The organism is Pseudomonas sp. SLBN-26 (genome assembly GCF_006715895.1).
GTDB classification, from domain to species: Bacteria; Pseudomonadota; Gammaproteobacteria; order Pseudomonadales; family Pseudomonadaceae; genus Metapseudomonas; species Metapseudomonas otitidis.
Window position 1 is genome coordinate 3,074,511 of the sequence record NZ_VFOB01000001.1, and the last position, 14,778, is coordinate 3,089,288.

At 65.6% G+C, this 14,778-nt stretch carries 12 protein-coding genes; 3 read left to right on the forward strand and 9 right to left on the reverse strand.

What is annotated here, in order from left to right:
* The first annotated feature begins 19 nt into the window (after window positions 1–19).
* Window positions 20–2,032 carry an ATP-binding protein gene (locus FBY21_RS14090; RefSeq protein WP_142011828.1) on the forward strand — a complete coding sequence of 671 codons (2,013 nt, stop codon included), beginning with the start codon at window positions 20–22 and terminating at the stop codon, window positions 2,030–2,032.
* A gap of 1 nt (window position 2,033) precedes the next feature.
* Window positions 2,034–2,609, forward strand: a complete 576-nt coding sequence (locus FBY21_RS14095; protein ID WP_142011830.1) for a cob(I)yrinic acid a,c-diamide adenosyltransferase — start codon at window positions 2,034–2,036, stop codon at window positions 2,607–2,609.
* Between the two features lie 345 nt (window positions 2,610–2,954).
* Here the strand turns inward: FBY21_RS14095 and FBY21_RS14100 are convergent, their stop codons facing one another.
* The 5 genes from FBY21_RS14100 to FBY21_RS14120 form a co-directional block, all read right to left on the reverse strand.
* On the reverse strand, window positions 2,955–3,902 hold the full coding sequence (locus tag FBY21_RS14100; RefSeq protein WP_142011833.1) for a Nudix family hydrolase: 948 nt from the start codon (window positions 3,900–3,902) through the stop codon (window positions 2,955–2,957).
* Entirely contained in the window at window positions 3,899–4,540 is a 642-nt protein-coding gene (locus FBY21_RS14105) for a glutathione S-transferase family protein (RefSeq protein ID WP_142011835.1), read from the reverse strand. The genes FBY21_RS14100 and FBY21_RS14105 overlap by 4 nt, the downstream gene beginning before the upstream one ends.
* Window positions 4,541–4,652: 112 nt before the next feature.
* Complete coding sequence (gene argJ / locus FBY21_RS14110) at window positions 4,653–5,870, reverse strand: bifunctional glutamate N-acetyltransferase/amino-acid acetyltransferase ArgJ (protein WP_142011838.1); 1,218 nt, start codon at window positions 5,868–5,870, stop codon at window positions 4,653–4,655.
* A 117-nt stretch (window positions 5,871–5,987) separates the two neighbouring features.
* Entirely contained in the window at window positions 5,988–8,729 is a 2,742-nt protein-coding gene (gene secA, locus FBY21_RS14115; protein WP_142011840.1) for a preprotein translocase subunit SecA, read from the reverse strand.
* A gap of 117 nt (window positions 8,730–8,846) precedes the next feature.
* Window positions 8,847–9,770, reverse strand: coding sequence for a M23 family metallopeptidase (locus tag FBY21_RS14120; protein WP_074971594.1), 924 nt, complete (start codon window positions 9,768–9,770; stop codon window positions 8,847–8,849).
* Window positions 9,771–9,850: 80 nt separating this feature from the next.
* On the opposite strand from FBY21_RS14120, the gene FBY21_RS14125 reads away from it, so the two are divergent.
* Window positions 9,851–10,306: a DciA family protein gene (locus tag FBY21_RS14125; protein ID WP_142011842.1), complete on the forward strand. Its 456-nt coding sequence runs from the start codon at window positions 9,851–9,853 to the stop codon at window positions 10,304–10,306.
* Between the two features lie 84 nt (window positions 10,307–10,390).
* On the opposite strand, the gene lpxC is transcribed toward FBY21_RS14125, so the two are convergent.
* The 4 genes from lpxC to FBY21_RS14145 form a co-directional block, all read right to left on the reverse strand.
* Window positions 10,391–11,302, reverse strand: a complete 912-nt coding sequence (lpxC, locus tag FBY21_RS14130; protein WP_044409538.1) for a UDP-3-O-acyl-N-acetylglucosamine deacetylase — start codon at window positions 11,300–11,302, stop codon at window positions 10,391–10,393.
* Between the two features lie 112 nt (window positions 11,303–11,414).
* Window positions 11,415–12,605, reverse strand: a complete 1,191-nt coding sequence (ftsZ, locus tag FBY21_RS14135; RefSeq protein WP_044409541.1) for a cell division protein FtsZ — start codon at window positions 12,603–12,605, stop codon at window positions 11,415–11,417.
* Window positions 12,606–12,648: 43 nt separating this feature from the next.
* Window positions 12,649–13,896, reverse strand: coding sequence for a cell division protein FtsA (ftsA, locus tag FBY21_RS14140; RefSeq protein ID WP_044409544.1), 1,248 nt, complete (start codon window positions 13,894–13,896; stop codon window positions 12,649–12,651).
* A 16-nt stretch (window positions 13,897–13,912) separates the two neighbouring features.
* On the reverse strand, window positions 13,913–14,776 hold the full coding sequence (locus tag FBY21_RS14145; protein ID WP_044409547.1) for a cell division protein FtsQ/DivIB: 864 nt from the start codon (window positions 14,774–14,776) through the stop codon (window positions 13,913–13,915).
* Between the last annotated feature and the right edge of the window lie 2 nt (window positions 14,777–14,778).

Genomic DNA, 14,778 nt, shown 5'->3' on the forward strand with positions numbered 1-14,778 from the left:
CCCTGCCTGGACCCTGCCCGTGAACAGCCTGCGCCAACGCCTCGAGAACCTGTCCGTCGGCCGCAAACTGCTGGCCGCCCTGCTGGTCCTGCTGGCCACCGTGCTGCTGATCGCCAACCTGGCCTTCATCAGCGCCGCCTACTGGATCTCCCAGGAGAGCATGGCGCCCCAGGCCCTGCAGACCCTCGGCCGCCTGATCGCCACCCCACAACTGGCCGGCGAAGCCTTGTCCTCGGCGGAGGCCGCCGAGCATCTGCTCATCCAGCTGGAGGGCTACGGCCCCCTGCGCGCTGCGGCAATCTACGACAGCCAGGGCCAGCGCCTGGCCGAACGGATCAGCGGCAGCGGCCTGAAGCTCCCGCAGCACGCCGACGCCCTGAAGCGCTGGCGCCTGCATGAATTCCGCACCACCCAGGTGGTGGAGCTGCCGCAACCGGCAGGCCCACCGGGCCACCTGCTGCTGGTGGCCTCCAGCGAACTGCCCGGCGCCTTCTACACCGGCACCCTCAGCGCCAGCCTGGCGATCCTCGCCTGCAGCGTCCTGATGTGGATGCTGGTGGCCCGCCAGATCCGCCGCCTGATCACCCGGCCGATCCACGAACTGGAAGAACTCTCGCGCCAGGTGACCCGGGAAGAGAACTACTCCCTGCGTGCCGAGCGCGGCCACCGCGACGAGATCGGCAGCCTGGCCGACGCCTTCAACACCATGCTCAGCCGCATGGAAGCCCGCGAACAGCAGCTCAAGCGCGCGCGGGACGAGTCCCAGGCGGCCTTCAACCAGGCCCAGGCCCTGGCCGAGGAGACACGCCACTCCAACCGCAAGCTGGAGCTGGAAGTGCAGGTGCGCAGCAAGATCGAAAAGAAGCTGACGGGGTTCCAGAACTACCTCAACAGCATCATCGACTCGATGCCGTCGGCGCTGATCGCCCTCGACGAGCAGCTCTATGTCACCCAATGGAACCAGGAAGCCACTGCCCTCTCCGGCACACCGCTGGACGACGCGCTCAACCAGCCGGTGTTCCTCGCCTTCCCCTCGCTCAAGCCCTTCCTGCCGCAGATCAAGCGCACCGCCGAGTATCACCGGGTGGAGAAGGTCGAGCGGGTCAGCTGGCTGATGGGGGAAGAGGTGCACCACTACGCCCTGACCTTCTACCCGCTGATGGGCGGCACCGGGCGTGGCGTGGTGATCCGCATCGACGACATCACCCAGCGCCTGTCCATGGAGGAGCTGATGGTGCAGTCGGAGAAGATGCTCTCCGTCGGCGGCCTCGCGGCCGGCATGGCCCACGAGATCAACAACCCCCTCGGCGCCATCCTGCACAACGTGCAGAACATCCGCCGCCGCCTCTCCCCCGAGCTGGAGAAGAACCGCGAGCAGGCCGAGGCCACCGGCATACGCCTGGAGGCCGTCAACCAGTACCTGGAAGCACGCGAGGTGCCCAAGCTGCTGGACGGCATCCACCAGGCCGGCAGCCGCGCGGCCAAGATCGTCACCCACATGCTGGCGTTCAGCCGCCGCAGCAACCGTCAGATGGAGCCCTGCCAACTGCCCCAGTTGCTGGACCAGGCCGTGGAAATCGCCAGCAACGACTTCGACCTCACCGAGGGCTTCGACTTCAAGGGCATGCGCATCACCCGCGAGTTCGACCCGAAGCTGGGCCCGGTGCCCGGCACCGCCAACGAACTGGAGCAGGTGCTGCTCAACCTGCTGAAGAACGCCGCCCAGGCCATCCACCAGCGCGAGGACGAGCAGGAAGGCCATATCGCCCTGCGCACCCGCCTGGCGCCGCCCTGGGCTGAAGTCCAGGTGGAGGACAATGGCGTGGGCATCCCCGAGAACGTGCGCAAGCGCATCTTCGAGCCCTTCTTCACCACCAAGGAGGTGGGCCAGGGCACCGGACTCGGGCTCTCCGTCTCCTACTTCATCATCACCAACAACCACAAAGGCCAGATGGAAGTGCAGTCCAAGCCCGGACAGGGCACCTGCTTCACCCTGCGCCTGCCGTTGAATGCCAGCGCCCCAGGAGCCTGACATGGGAAACCGCCTTTCGAAGATCTACACCCGCACCGGCGACCAGGGGCAGACCGGCCTCTCCGGCAACCGTCGCGTCTCCAAGAACCACCCCCGCATCGAAGCCATCGGCGAGGTGGACAGCCTCAACAGCCAGATCGGGCTGCTGCTGGCCGAGATGACCGAGCGCCAGGCCGACTGGCCCGGACTGGCCGAGGTGATCGAGGTGCTCGCGCCCTGCCAGCACCGTCTGTTCGACCTCGGTGGCGAACTCTCGATGCCCGAGTACCAGTCGCTGCGCGCCAGCGAAGTGGAGCGGCTGGAAGTGGCCATCGACCGCTGGAACGAGGAGCTGGGCCCCTTGGAGAACTTCATCCTGCCCGGCGGCTCGCGCCTGGTGGCCCTAGCCCACGTCTGCCGCTCCGCCGCCCGCACCGCCGAACGCCGTGCCCAGGCCCTCAACGCCGAGGAGCCCCTGCGGGGGGAATTGCTCGCCTACCTCAACCGCCTCTCCGACCTGCTCTTCGTCGCCGCCCGCCTGATCGCCCGGCGACAGGGGATCGGCGAAGTGCTGTGGCAGGCAGCGGCAAAGGCCTGAAACCACGGTTCTGCAGCCAGGAGAGGGCGATACATCCTGTAGCCCGGGCTTCAGCCCGGGAGGCCAGCCGAACCGCATGGCACGAAGCGGATCACACCTCGCGGCCTCATCAACGCGGCACGTGCGCTCTGGTGGACGCAAAGAGCGGAATCCACCCTACCCACCTCGGCGTGTCCCGCCTGATTGCAGGATGGCAGCAGCAAACGAATGCCGGGGCAGGCGGTAACGCGCGACGCACTACAAGAGCCGGCAGCGTAGGGGGCACCACGCTTCACCGGTCCACCCATCGTGCTCATGCCCACTCCCGCCGGTGGGCGTGAACAATGACACCCACCCTGCCCCTCTTCAGCCTTGGCAGGGCCAGAAGGCACGGATGCCCGCCACGCCCTGGGCGCCGGTTTTCCATGCCTGCTCACGGTCATCGGGACCGACGCCGCCGAGCAGGTACACCGGCTTGTTGAAGCGGCGGATCATCGATTGCGCGGCCTCCCAGCCCAGGGGCTGCGCATCCGGGTGGGTCTGGGTGGGCTGTACGGGCGACAGGGTGACGAAGTCCACCCCCATCCGGGTCGCCAGTTCCAGTTCCTCTTCGCTGTGGCAGGACGCGGCCAGCCAGCGCGCTTCGGGGAACGGGCGCCCCTTGGCGGCGTACTTGCGCAGTTGCTCGGCGGTCAGGTGCCAACCCGCCGCCGGGAAGTCACCGAGCCACTCCAGCGGCCCCTTGAGCATCAACTGGGCCTTGCGCGCGCAGAGCCCCTGGATGTCCACCGCCAGGTCGCGGTACTGCGGGTCGAACATGTTCGGCGCACGCAGCTGGATGAGCTGAACGCCCTCGGCGACTGCGCGCCGCACGCCTGCCAGCAACTCTGCCGGCTCCAGACCATCCGGGGTGATCAGGTAGCGGTCCGGCAGCCGTGCGGCAGCGATGATCGGCTGGTTGGCGGCGGGAAAGGCGTAGTCGGGCAGGTCGCGGGACTCCACCCAGGCCAGGGGCTGGCCTTCGGCGCCATGGGGCTCGCCGGAGAAGGCGGTGACCTCCCAGACATCCAGCAGCACCTGCTTGTCCGGGTAGTCGTGGTGGATCTGGATCAGCGGGCGGGCGGCTTCGACACGGATGCCCAGCTCTTCCTCCAGCTCACGTGCCAGAGCGGCCTCCACGGCCTCCCCGTCTTCGACCTTGCCGCCGGGGAACTCCCACAGGCCGCCCTGGTGCTTCTCCTCCGGGCGCTTGGCAATCAGCACCCGGCCATCGGCGCCACGGATCACGGCTGCCGCTACGTGTACTCGCTTCATTCACTGCTCTCCGCTTCCTCCAGGGCCGCCTGATACCAACGCTGTAAGGCAGGCCACTGGTAGAGGGTTTCGACATAGGCGGCGGCCTCGTCCGGCAGCGCCACCACATAACTGCGCAACCGGCTCGCCACCGGTGCGAAAAAGGCGTCCGCCAGGCTCGGCTGGCCGAACAGGTAGGGCCCGCCCTGGCCGAAGCGGCGACGGCACTCTGCCCACAACGCCACGACCCGCTGGATGTCCGCCTCTACCTCCGCCGGCACCGTGTCCAGGGCCTGGCGACGCGCCATGTCCATCGGCATGTGGCTGCGCAGAGCCATGAAGCCGCTGTGCATCTCGGCGCATACCGAACGGGCAAGGGCTCGCGCGGCGACATCGCGGGGCCAGAGGCCCGCCTCGGGGAAGCGCTCGGCGAGGTATTCGCCGATGGACAGGGAGTCCCAGATGGCGCCATGGGTCTCGGTCAGCAGGACCGGCACCTTGCCCGTGGGGGAGTGGGTCAGCAGGCGCTGGCGGCTGTCGGGCTGGAAGAGGGGGATGAGGGTCTCGCCATAGGCGGCGCCGGTCAGCTCGATGGCGAGCCAGGCGCGAAGGGACCACGACGAATAGTTCTTGTTGCCGATCACCAGGTTCAGGGGCATGACGTTCTCCTCAGGGGCTGCTCCAGGGGCCGAACACGCACCCTAGAGGGGCCGCCGAGGCCTGGCAATTCCCATCGCTCATGGGGGCATGAGCGATGGGAATGCCGGGCTGTCAGGTACGGTATTCGGCGTTGATCTTCACGTACTCGTGGGACAGGTCGGTGGTCCAGATGGTCTCGTTGCAGTTACCACGGCCCAGCTCGATGCGGATACCGATTTCCTCGCGGGCCATCACCTCGGCGCCCTGGGCTTCGGTGTAGGTCGACGCGCGGCCGCCTTTGCTGGCGATGCAGACGTCACCGAGGAACACGTCGATCTTGCTCACGTCCAGGTTCGGCACGCCGGCACGGCCGACCGCAGCCAGGATGCGGCCCCAGTTGGGGTCGGAGGCGAACAGGGCGGTCTTGATCAGCGGGGAGTGGGCCACGGCGTAGGCCACGTCCAGGCACTCCTGGTGGGTGCCACCGCCATTGACCTGCACGGTGACGAACTTGGTGGCGCCTTCGCCGTCGCGGACGATGGCCTGGGCCACTTCCATGCACACGTCGAACACCGCCTGCTTCAGGGCGGCGAACAGCTCGCCGGAAGCCTGGGTGATCTCCGGCAGCACGGCGCGGCCGGTGGCGACCAGCATGCAGCAGTCGTTGGTGGAGGTGTCACCGTCGATGGTGATGCGGTTGAAGGACTTGTTGGCGGCATCGCGCAGCAGGTCCTGCAGGACGCCCTGGGCGACCTTCGCGTCGGTGGCGATGTAGCCGAGCATGGTGGCCATGTTGGGCTTGATCATCCCGGCGCCCTTGCTGATGCCGGTGACGGTGACGGTGACGCCGTCGTGCACGAACTGGCGGCTGGCGCCCTTGGGGAGGGTGTCGGTGGTCATGATGCCGGTGGCGGCCGCCGCCCAGTTGTTCTCGGAGAGGTCCGCCAGGGCATCGCCCAGCACGGCTTCGATCTTCTCGACCGGCAGCGGCTCGCCGATCACGCCGGTGGAGAACGGCAGCACGGCGCTTTCATCCACGCCGGCCAGCTCGGCGAGGCGGGCGCAGGTACGCGCTGCAGCAGCCAGGCCGGGCTCACCGGTGCCGGCGTTGGCGTTGCCGGTGTTGGTGAGCAGGTAGCGCACCGGGCCGAGAACGCGCTTGCGAGCCAGGATCACCGGCGCGGCGCAGAAAGCATTGAGGGTGAACACACCGGCGACAGTGGAGCCTTCCGCGCATCGCATCACCACCACATCCTTTCGCCCGGGTCGCTTGATGCCGGCAGAGGCGATGCCGAGTTCGAAACCGGGAACCGGATGGAGGGTGGGCAGAGGGCCGAGACCAACAGCCATGGAAGCGCTCCTTGTCGTGAGGTGGACAGGCGGCGGGGTGCCGCTGTTCAGGGGGTCAGTGTGAAAACGCCGCGAGCGGCTCAAGCCGGTCGCGGCGCTGTCGTCATGCCGGGCAGGTCAGCTGATCTGGCCGTGGCAGTGCTTGTACTTCTTGCCGGAACCGCAGGGGCAGGGCTCGTTGCGGCCGATCTTGGGCTCGGCGCGAACCGGCGCCACGGCGGCAGCGGTGGCGACATCACCCTCCTCCATCGCCTCTTCAGGCTCGTCGAGGCCCGGGGCTTCGGCGTGCTGGAACTGCATGCGCTTGGCCAGTTCCTCGGCCTCGCGGCGCAGGCGGGCTTCTTCCTCGGCCGGGTCTTCGCGGCGGACCTGGACGTGGGAGAGGACGCGGATGGTGTCGCGGCGGATGGAGTCCATCAGCTCCTGGAACAGGGCAAAGGACTCGCGTTTGTATTCCTGCTTCGGGTTCTTCTGGGCATAGCCGCGCAGGTGGATGCCGTGGCGCAAGTGATCCATGGTGGACAGGTGGTCCTTCCACAGGTCGTCCAGCACGCGCAGCAGCATCTGCTTCTCGAAGGAGCGCAGGGCCTCGGCGCCGGCCAGTTCTTCCTTCTCGTTGTAGGCAGCCACCAGTTGCTCGAGGATCTTCTCGCGCAGGGTGTCTTCGAACAGCTTGTCGTCTTCGTCGAGCCACTGCTGGACCGGCAGCTTGATGCCGAAGTCGCTGTAGAGCGCCGCTTCCAGACCGGCCACGTCCCACTGTTCCGGCAACGATTGCGGCGGGATGTGGGCGTCGATGGTGCGGCCCAGCACGTCCTGGCGGAACTCGGCGATGGTGTCGCCGATGTCCTCGGCCGCCAGCAGGCTGTTGCGCATGTGGTAGATCACCTTGCGCTGCTCGTTGGCCACGTCGTCGTATTCGAGCAGTTGCTTGCGGATGTCGAAGTTGCGGCCTTCGACCTTGCGCTGCGCCTTCTCGATGGCGTTGGTCACCATGCGGTGTTCGATGGCCTCGCCCTGTTGCATGCCCAGCGCCTTCATGAAGTTCTTCACCCGGTCGGAGGCGAAGATACGCATCAGGTTGTCTTCCAGGGACAGGTAGAAGCGGCTGGAACCCGGGTCACCCTGGCGACCGGCACGGCCACGCAGCTGGTTGTCGATACGGCGGGATTCGTGGCGCTCGGAGGCGATCACGTGGAGACCGCCGGCCTCGATCACTTGCTGGTGGCGCTTCTGCCACTCGGCCTTGATCTGGGCGACCTGCTCTTCGGTGGGGTTCTCCAGGGCGGCGACTTCGACCTCCCAGTTACCGCCCAGCAGGATGTCGGTACCACGACCGGCCATGTTGGTGGCGATGGTGACGGCGCCGGGGCGGCCGGCCTGGGCGATGATCTCGGCCTCACGCTCGTGGTACTTGGCGTTCAGCACCTTGTGCTCAATGCCAGCCTTGGTCAGCAGTTGCGAGACGTACTCGGAGCTGTCGATGGAGGCGGTACCCACCAGGATCGGCCGGCCGGTAGCCTGGCATTCCTTGATATCGGTGATGATGGCGGCGTACTTCTCTTCCTGGGTCAGGTAGACCAGGTCGTTGAAGTCCTTGCGGGCGATCGGGCGGTGGGTGGGGATGACCACCACTTCGAGGCCGTAGATGCTGTGGAACTCGAACGCCTCGGTGTCGGCCGTACCGGTCATGCCGGCCAGCTTGTTGTAGAGGCGGAAGTAGTTCTGGAAGGTGGTGGAGGCCAGGGTCTGGCTCTCGGCCTGGATCTGCAGGTTTTCCTTCGCCTCGATGGCCTGGTGCAGGCCCTCGGACAGGCGACGGCCGGGCATGGTACGGCCGGTGTGCTCGTCGATCAGCAGGATCTGGCCGTCCTGGACGATGTACTCGACGTTGCGGTGGAACAGGGTGTGGGCGCGCAGGCCGGCATAGACGTGGGTCAGCAGGCCCAGGTTGTGCGCGGAGTAGAGGCTCTCGCCCTCGGCCAGCAGGCCGGCCTGGGTGAGCAGTTCCTCGATGTACTGGTGGCCCTGTTCGTTGAGTTCGACCTGGCGGGTCTTCTCGTCGACGGTGTAGTGACCTTCCTGGACGACGTTGCCTTCTTCGGGCTCGACGTGCTTCTTCAGGCGCGGGATCAGGGTGTTGATCTGCTGGTACAGGCGGGAGCTGTCCTCGGCCTGGCCGGAGATGATCAGCGGGGTACGCGCCTCGTCGATGAGGATGGAGTCCACTTCGTCGATCACGGCGAAGTTCAGTTCGCGCTGGAACTTGTCTTCCAGGCTGAACGCCATATTGTCACGCAGGTAGTCGAAGCCGAATTCGTTGTTGGTGCCGTAGGTGATGTCGGCGGCGTAGGCGGCGCGCTTCTCTTCCGGCGGCTGGAAGGGCATCACGATGCCGACGGTGAGGCCGAGGAATTCATACAGCGGGCGCATCCAGTTGGCGTCGCGGCGGGCGAGGTAGTCGTTCACCGTCACCACGTGCACGCCCTTGCAGGACATGGCGTTGAGGTAGACCGGCAGGGTGCCCACCAGGGTTTTGCCCTCGCCGGTGCGCATCTCGGCGATCTTGCCTTCGTGGAGGGTCATGCCGCCGATGAGCTGGACGTCGAAGTGGCGCATGCCCATCACACGCTTGCCCGCTTCACGAACGACAGCAAATGCTTCGGGAAGGATCTGGTCCAGGGTTTCGCCCTTGGCCACCCGGGCCTTGAACTCTTCGGTCTTGGCTCTGAGCTGCTCGTCGCTCAGCGCGACCATCTGCTCTTCCAGGGCGTTGATTGCCTGAACAGCCTTGGTCATGCGCTTCACTTCGCGCTCGTTCTTGCTTCCAAAGAGTTTCTTCAACAAAGGCGCAAACATATCGAAAGGATCTTCCACATATATGGATGGGGGGCGCTCCCGAAGTCGCCCTTGCAGCCTTCATGGCTGCATGCGAAGGGGGCATTCTACTCGGATTCGTTCTGGAGAAAAGCGGCGTTATTCCGCGTCGGTGGAACGCGCTATATAGAGGGTCGGATTGACGACTTCGCCATCCCGGGTGACCTCGAAATGCACGTGTGCGCCGGTGGATCGGCCACTGCTGCCGACCTTGGCGATGGCCTGTCCACGCTGCACCAGATCCCCCACCTCGACGAGATTGCGCTGGTTGTGCGCGTAGAGGGTCCGGTACCCGTCGGCATGGCTGATCTCGACCAGGTTGCCGTAGCCGCTCTTGCGGCCTGACCAGGTCACCACACCGGCGCCGACTGCCAGCACATCGCTGCCGGCCTTGGCGGCGAAGTCGACACCCTTGTGGTGGCTGAGCCGACCCGTCAGCGGGTCGCTGCGTACACCGAATGGGGAGGACACGTAGCCCTGGCGGACCGGGCGCCCTGCCGGGCTGGTAGCGTCGTTGAGGCGGCGCTCACCCAGCAGCTGCTCAAGCACCTCCAGCTGCTGCTCGCGGCTGTGCAGCCGCTCACCGAGCCGGTCGAGCACCTCCATGAACGGCGGCGGCTGGTAGGCCGGTGCGTCGAGTGCATCCTCCGGCCCGCCCTGCCCTACCCCCAGGGAAAAATCGAATTCGCTGGCATCCAGTTCGGCCAGCTCGGCGACACGCTCGCCCAGGGCATCGAGCCGGGTGAGACGGGCCTGGAGTTCGGCGATGTGGGCGGCGAAGGCATCCAGCTGCCGCTGGGCATCCTCGCGAGCCTGGGTCATCTCGCTGCGCTGGGCATCGAGCGCATCGGCCAGGCGAGGATCAGCGGATACCGACTCGCTCGCGTTCATCCACGAGCCCAGGGCAACGCCGGTGCCGAGCACCAGCCCGAGGCTCAGCAGGCCGCCCAACAGCAGCCAGCGAACGTCCAGGCTGAGCGACCGCGCCGCACCGCGGTCGCGGCTCAAAAAAATGATGTGCATGACTTCCCCATGTGATCCGGCGGGTCGCTGGTGCAGCCTTCTGCTACCATGCCCGCTCTGTATTCTTCAGGCGTCCTGCCATGTCTTTTCGTCCCTTGACGGCCCGTTCCCCCGTCGCCTTGCTGAAGGAGGAGAAGCCCCTGAGGGCCCTGTTCGACCAGGCCCAGCGCATCGACCATCTGCAACGCGTTCTGGAAGGCCAGCTGCAACCGGCGGCCCGCGAGCACTGCCGGGTGGCATCGTGGCGGGACGGCTGCCTGCTGCTGATCATCAGCGACGGTCACTGGGCGACTCGCCTGCGTTATCAGCAGCGGCGCCTGCAACGTCAGCTGCAGGCACTCGAAGAGTTCGCGAACTTAACGAAAATCATCTTCAAGGTGCAACCTTCCAGAAGCGCTGGGCGCAACCCCTCTCAGGCCGCTGCGTTGTCCGCCTACGCGGCGGAAAGCCTGCAATCCACGGCCGAAGGCATCAGCGACCCGCGACTGCGTGCCGCACTCGAACGCCTGGCCTCCAGAGCTCGTCCGACGGACTGACCCTTTCCTACCCAGGCGACAATAATCCGGAAAAAAAGAGGCCACCCATCGGGTGGCCTCCAAAGAAAGGAAAGGTATTGTTGCTTACACGGCCGCTACCGGGCGCATGTAGGAGATCGGTGCGGTACTGGCATCCTCGAAGGTCACCACTTCCCAGGCATCCTTGTCGGCGATCAATGCGCGCAGCAGGCGATTGTTGAGCGCATGGCCCGACTTGTAGCCACGGAACTCGCCGATCAGGCTGTTGCCGAGCAGGTACAGGTCGCCGATGGCGTCGAGGATCTTGTGCTTGACGAACTCGTCCTCGTAACGGAGGCCGTCTTCGTTCAGCACGCTGTCCTCATCCACCACGATGGCGTTGTCGACGCTGCCGCCGAGTGCCAGGTTGTGGGACCGCAGGAACTCCAGGTCGCGCACGAAACCGAAGGTACGCGCACGGCTGACTTCCTTGACGAAGGTGGTGCTGGAGAAGTCCACCGACGCTTTCTGGGTGCGACCGTTGACCACCGGGTGGTCGAAGTCGATCTCGAAAGTGACCTTGAAGCCATCGAAGGGAACGAAGGTGGCGCGCTTGTCGCCATCCTGCACACTCACTTCACGCTTGATACGGATGAAACGCTTGGGTGCGTCCTGCTCTTCCAGGCCAGCGGACTGGATCAGGAAGACGAACGGACCGGCGCTGCCATCCATGATCGGCACTTCGGCGGCGGACAGTTCGACGTAGGCGTTGTCGATACCCAGGCCGGCCATGGCCGAGAGCAGGTGTTCAACCGTGCCGACCTTGACGTCGCCGTTGAAAAGATTGGTAGACATGGTCGTCTCGCCAACATTTTCGGCATAGGCGGCAATCTGGACCATCGGGTCCAGGTCGGTACGGCAGAACACGATGCCGGTGTCCACGGGAGCGGGCTTGAGGGTCAGGTAGACCTTTTCCCCGGAGTGCAGCCCGACACCTGTGGCACGGATGACGTTCTTGAGAGTGCGTTGTTTGATCATGGCTGTGGCCGCTTTCGCGCTAGTTGCGAACTGTTTTCAACAATGGCCGGGGATAATAGCAGAACCGGCCTTTGCTGAACACCAATCACAGACATAGCGCTGATTGACTCCATCAATCGGCCTGACGGCGCAGGAACGCGGGGATGTCCAGGTAATCCAGGTCATCCTGCGGGTTCAGCTTCGCCGCGGCTGCGGTGTTGCCATGGGACTGGTTGCGCATCACGGTCGGACGGTCCAGGTCGCGGTAGTTGACCGACGGTTGCTCGGCACGCTGGGGAGCAGCCGGGGCAGCCACGGCCGCAGCGGCCTGGACGGTGTTGTCCACAACCTTGACCGGCTTCTCCAGGCGCGCGCCCAGGCCAGTGGCAACCACAGTGACGTGCAGTTCGTCGCGCATGTCCGGATCGATCACGGTGCCCACCTTGACGGTGGCGTTCTCGGAAGCGAACTGCTCGATGATGCTGCCCACGTCGGAGTACTCACCCAGGGACAGGTCCGGACCGGCGGTGATGTTGACCAGGATGCCGCGGGCGCCCTGCAGGTTGACATCATCCAGCAGCGGGTTACGGATGGCCGCCTCGGTGGCCTCGCGAGCGCGATTCGGACCGCTGGCGCAGCCGGTGCCCATCATCGCCATGCCCATTTCGCTCATGACGGTCTTCACGTCGGCGAAGTCGACGTTGATCATGCCCGGACGCTTGATGATGTCGGAGATGCCACGTACGGCGCCGGCCAGCACGTCGTCCGCCTTGGAGAAGGCCGACAGCAGGCTCGCATCCTTGCCCAGGATGGTCAGCAGCTTCTCGTTGGGGATGGTGATCAGCGAGTCGACGTTCTCGGCCAGCGCGCGGATGCCTTCATCGGCGATCTGCATGCGCTTGCGACCTTCGAACGGGAACGGACGGGTGACCACGGCCACGGTCAGGATGCCCAAGTCCTTGGCCACCTCGGCGATGATCGGCGCTGCACCGGTACCGGTACCGCCACCCATGCCGGTGGTGATGAACACCATGTCGGTGCCCTGCAGGACTTCGGCGATGCGGTCGCGGTCTTCCAGCGCGGCCTGACGACCGACTTCCGGATTGGCACCCGCACCCAGGCCCTTGGTGACGCCCGGGCCGAGTTGCAGAACGGTGCGCGCACCGATGTTCTTCAGCGCCTGCGCATCGGTGTTGGCGCAGATGAATTCCACGCCTTCGATGTTGGTCTTGGCCATGTGGTTCACGGCGTTGCCACCGCCACCACCGACGCCGATAACCTTGATGACCGCTGTTTGCGGAACGTTATCTACGAGTTCAAACATTTTCCCCTCTCCTTCCTTTCTAGTTGTATCGCCTACTGCAAACTCAGAAATTGCCCTGGATCCAGCGCTTGAAACGTTCCAGGACAGGTGCCTTCGGTTCGTCGCTGAAGCTGTTCCCCACGGAGAGGGACAGGCCATCGGACTGCTTCTGCAGACCGTACATCAGCAAGCCCACGCCCGTGGAGTAGATCGGGTTGCGCACCACGTCGCTCAGCCCCTTGACGCTATGCGGCACGCCCAGGCGCACCGGCATGTGGAAAATCTCTTCGGCCAGTTCGACCGCCCCTTCCATCTTCGCCGTACCGCCGGTCAGCACGATGCCGGCGGGGATCAGGTCCTCGTAGCCGCTGCGGCGCAGCTCGGCCTGGATCAGGGTGAACAGCTCGTCGTAACGCGGCTCGACCACCTCGGCCAAGGCCTGGCGGGACAGCTCGCGCGGAGGACGATCACCCACGCTGGGAACCTTGATGGTCTCGCCGGCACCGGCCAGCTTGGCCAGCGCGCAGGCGTAACGGATCTTGATCTCTTCGGCGTACTGGGTCGGCGTGCGCAGGGCCATGGCGATGTCGTTGGTCACCTGGTCGCCGGCGATCGGGATCACCGCCGTATGGCGGATCGCGCCTTCGGTGAAGATCGCGATGTCAGTGGTGCCGCCGCCGATGTCCACCAGGCACACGCCCAGTTCCTTCTCGTCGTCGGTCAGCACCGAATAGGCCGACGCCAGTTGCTCGAGGATGATGTCGTCCACTTCGAGGCCGCAGCGACGGACGCACTTCTCGATGTTCTGCGCCGCATTCACCGCACAGGTCACCACGTGCACCTTGGCTTCCAGGCGCACACCGGACATGCCCAGGGGCTCGCGCACGCCTTCCTGGTTATCGATCACGTAGTCCTGCGCCAGGGTATGCAGCACCCGCTGGTCGGCAGGGATGGCCACGGCCTGGGCGGCGTCCAGCACGCGCTCGATGTCCGCCGGGCTGACTTCGCGATCACGGATCGCGACGATGCCGTGGGAGTTCAGGCTGCGGATATGGTTGCCCGCCACACCGACGAAGGCGGAGTGGATGCGGCAGCCCGCCATCATCTGGGCTTCCTCGACCGCGCGCTGGATCGATTGCACGGTGGACTCGATGTTCACCACCACGCCTTTCTTCAGCCCGCGGGACGGATGGGTCCCGATGCCCACGATTTCCAGCTGCCCGTCGGCCGCGATCTCGCCCACCAGCGCCACCACCTTGGAGGTGCCGATATCCAGGCCGACGATCATCTTGCCGCTCTGCACGCTTGCCATGTTCCTAACCTTCTCCTCAATTCGCGCGGCTGGCCACAGCCGCCGCGGGGGCCTCGACCGGGGTGCGCCACGCTACCGCCAGCCCGTTGGGGTAACGCAGGTCGACACGCTCGATGTTGGCGATCTGATCTTTCAGCGTCTTGTCGTAGATCGAGATGAACCGACGCATCTTTTCCACAAGGTGATCCCTACCCAGCAGTATCTCCACGCCCTGCCCCGTCGACAGGAACCAGCTCCCACGTTCGCGAAGCTCCAGCCGGGCGATGGAAAAACCCAGCGGGCGAAGCATCTGGCTGAGCATCTGGTATTGCTGCATCACCTGTTCCTGGGCCCGCTGCGGCCCCCACAGCTGAGGCAATTGTTCGTAATGGGCCAGCTCACGCGGGGTGAACGCCTGGCCCTTGTTGTTCAGCAGTGCCTCATCACCCCAGCGGGCGATGGGCAGTTGCTCGTCGAGCCGGATCATCACCTGGTCCGGCCACACCCGACGAACCTCCGCGTGGGCGATCCAGGGCATCTGCTCCAGCTCGTGACGCATGCCGGCGAGATCGATGCTGAAGAAGCTCGCCGCGATGTAAGGCGCGATCCGCTGCTGCACCGCCTGCTGGCTGATGTAGCTGAGGTCGCCCTGCACGCTGACCTTGGCAATCGGCCGGTCCGCGTAAGGCAACAGCCGTTGCGCACCCTCGTAGGCACCAAAACCCAGCACCACCAGCATCACCGGCCAGGTCAGCCGACGCAGGAAACCGAAGCTCGGCTTGGGCAGCCGGACGCTCAGCGGTTCCTTGGCCACCAACCGGCTGGCACCCCGCGGTACATCCTTGCGCTGAGGCGCACGGATGGGGCCGGGCTGCGGGTGACGGAGGGAGGCGCCACGCATGG

Bases quoted from the DNA above. Each gene is read 5' to 3' on its own strand.
- FBY21_RS14095 (WP_142011830.1), top strand. From the start codon at position 2,034: ATGGGAAACCGCCTTTCGAAGATCTACACCCGCACCGGCGACCAGGGG.
- FBY21_RS14100 (WP_142011833.1), bottom strand. From the start codon at position 3,902: ATGAAGCGAGTACACGTAGCGGCAGCCGTGATCCGTGGCGCCGATGGC.
- FBY21_RS14105 (WP_142011835.1), bottom strand. From the start codon at position 4,540: ATGCCCCTGAACCTGGTGATCGGCAACAAGAACTATTCGTCGTGGTCC.
- argJ (WP_142011838.1), bottom strand. From the start codon at position 5,870: ATGGCTGTTGGTCTCGGCCCTCTGCCCACCCTCCATCCGGTTCCCGGT.
- secA (WP_142011840.1), bottom strand. From the start codon at position 8,729: ATGTTTGCGCCTTTGTTGAAGAAACTCTTTGGAAGCAAGAACGAGCGC.
- FBY21_RS14120 (WP_074971594.1), bottom strand. From the start codon at position 9,770: ATGCACATCATTTTTTTGAGCCGCGACCGCGGTGCGGCGCGGTCGCTC.
- FBY21_RS14125 (WP_142011842.1), top strand. From the start codon at position 9,851: ATGTCTTTTCGTCCCTTGACGGCCCGTTCCCCCGTCGCCTTGCTGAAG.
- lpxC (WP_044409538.1), bottom strand. From the start codon at position 11,302: ATGATCAAACAACGCACTCTCAAGAACGTCATCCGTGCCACAGGTGTC.
- ftsZ (WP_044409541.1), bottom strand. From the start codon at position 12,605: ATGTTTGAACTCGTAGATAACGTTCCGCAAACAGCGGTCATCAAGGTT.
- ftsA (WP_044409544.1), bottom strand. From the start codon at position 13,896: ATGGCAAGCGTGCAGAGCGGCAAGATGATCGTCGGCCTGGATATCGGC.
- FBY21_RS14145 (WP_044409547.1), bottom strand. From the start codon at position 14,776: ATGCGTGGCGCCTCCCTCCGTCACCCGCAGCCCGGCCCCATCCGTGCG.